The sequence below is a fragment of the Roseomonas rosulenta genome (genome assembly GCF_016106005.1).
GTDB lineage: Bacteria > Pseudomonadota > Alphaproteobacteria > Acetobacterales > Acetobacteraceae > Neoroseomonas > Neoroseomonas rosulenta.
The window spans coordinates 1-1612 of the sequence record NZ_JACADR010000501.1; the positions used below are offsets into that span (position 1 = coordinate 1).

At 75.7% G+C, this 1612-nt stretch carries 4 protein-coding genes; 2 read left to right on the plus strand and 2 right to left on the minus strand.

All coding sequences use genetic code 11. The features are described 5' to 3' along the window. Positions 1 to 113: 113 nt before the first annotated feature. Together HW578_RS26290 and HW578_RS26295 are read left to right on the plus strand one after the other, a co-directional pair. Positions 114 to 824: an AzlC family ABC transporter permease gene (locus tag HW578_RS26290; protein WP_198373657.1), complete on the plus strand. Its 711-nt coding sequence runs from the start codon at positions 114 to 116 to the stop codon at positions 822 to 824. Further along, positions 821 to 1123 carry an AzlD family protein gene (locus HW578_RS26295; protein WP_232479314.1) on the plus strand — a complete coding sequence of 101 codons (303 nt, stop codon included), beginning with the start codon at positions 821 to 823 and terminating at the stop codon, positions 1121 to 1123. Before HW578_RS26290 ends, HW578_RS26295 begins: the two co-directional genes overlap by 4 nt. A 20-nt stretch (positions 1124 to 1143) precedes the next feature. Here the strand turns inward: HW578_RS26295 and HW578_RS26300 are convergent, their stop codons facing one another. Together HW578_RS26300 and HW578_RS26305 are read right to left on the minus strand one after the other, a co-directional pair. Beyond that, positions 1144 to 1287 carry a hypothetical protein gene (locus HW578_RS26300; RefSeq protein ID WP_198373658.1) on the minus strand — a complete coding sequence of 48 codons (144 nt, stop codon included), beginning with the start codon at positions 1285 to 1287 and terminating at the stop codon, positions 1144 to 1146. A gap of 41 nt (positions 1288 to 1328) precedes the next feature. After that, on the minus strand, positions 1329 to 1612 hold a 284-nt coding region (locus HW578_RS26305), incomplete at its 5' end, for a hypothetical protein (protein WP_198373659.1).

Sequence of the window (1612 nt, forward strand, 5' to 3'; positions counted from 1 at the left end):
GGCTTCGCCCATGGCGTGGCGCGGCGCGCGCTGGCGATGGACCCGGCCGAGGCCGAGGACCGGCTGATCGCGGCGCGGCGTGACGCGGCGGGCGTGCCTCCGGCACGGCGCGCATGAGCGGCGCGCGCGTCGTCTTCACCCGCCACGGCGTGCTGCGCGGCGTGCGCCAGGCGGTGCCCCTGGTGATCGGCACCTTCCCCTTTGGCCTGGTAGTCGGCGTGATCTCGGACGCGAAGGGGCTGTCGCTGCTCGAGACCTGGCTGATGTCGGGGCTGGTCTTCGCCGGGTCCTCGCAACTGCTGGCGCTGGAATTGTGGACCGAGCCGGCGCCGATCCTGGCCGCCACGCTGGCGGCCTTTGTGGTGAACATGCGCCTCGCGCCGATGGGGGCGGCGCTGGCGCCCTGGCTCGACTGGCTGCGCGGGCTGCGGCTGTGGGGCACCCTGGCCACGCTCGTGGACCATTCCTACGCGCTGTCCGCCGCCGACCAGCGGCGCGGCGGGCGGGATGCGGGGTTCCTGCTCGGCGTCAGCCTGGCCCTGTGGGTGTTCTGGATGATCTCGGTGGCGCTGGGGCACGTGTTCGGCGCGGCGGTGCGGCTGCCGCCGGGGCATCCGGTGTTCTTCGCCGCGACCGCTACCTTCTGCGCCATCCTGGTGCCGGTCTGGCAGGGGGTGCGGCGGGACCTGATGCCCTGGGGGCTGGCGGCCGGCGTCTCGCTTCTGGCCTGGTCGGCGGGGCTAACCGCGCCCTGGCCCCTGATGGCTGGCGCGCTGAGCGGCGCGGCGCTGGGCGCCTGGCTCGAATTGCGGCGGGCGCGATGACGCTGCGCCTCGATGTGCTGCTGGCGATCCTGGGAATGGCGCTGGCGACGTATCTATGCCGCGCGGGGGGCTATGCGCTGTTCCGCGCCTTCCGGCCGCCGCGTGGCGTGGAAGTCGCGCTGCAGCACCTGCCTGGGCCGATCTTCATCGCCTATGTCGCGCCCGCGCTGGCGGCGCAGGGGGCGAAGGGCTTCGCCGCCGCGGCGGTGGTGGTGGCGGTGCAGGCGGCCACGCGCAACCTGGCAGCGGCGATCGGCGCCGGCGTCGCGGCGATCTGGGCCTTCGGACTGGTGGCTTAGAGGCGTTGCCGCGCGCCTCTTCACCCGACCGGCTGATTCCACCGGATAGGCATCTGCTCGAGGACCGCTGACGCGCGCGGGGCCGGACTGGTGTGCTGCACCCGCTGCGCGCGCGCCGCCGCCAGCACGCGCACCTCGCCGCGCGGCGAGGTCAGGCCGTCCATCCCCGTCGTCTCCATCGCGCGGGAGGACCCCGCCGCAGCGACTACGGCGCGGGGGCGGCGATGGATGCCGGGACCAGCGTGATGATGGCGCCGCCCGTCGGCGCGGCCTCCGGCCCGCGCACGCGCACCGCGACCGAGGCGGCGATGCCATCGGCATCCAGTACCGTGACGCGGTAGGCGCCGGGGCCGGGCGGCGTCCAGGCTACCTCGCGCCGCGCCGACTCGCTCGGCAGCGGCGCGCCGTCCACCAGGAAGGCGAGGGGACGCCGCCCGCCGGCGGCGCGTAGCACCACCGGCCCGGCGCCATCGGCCAGCGCCGCGCCGG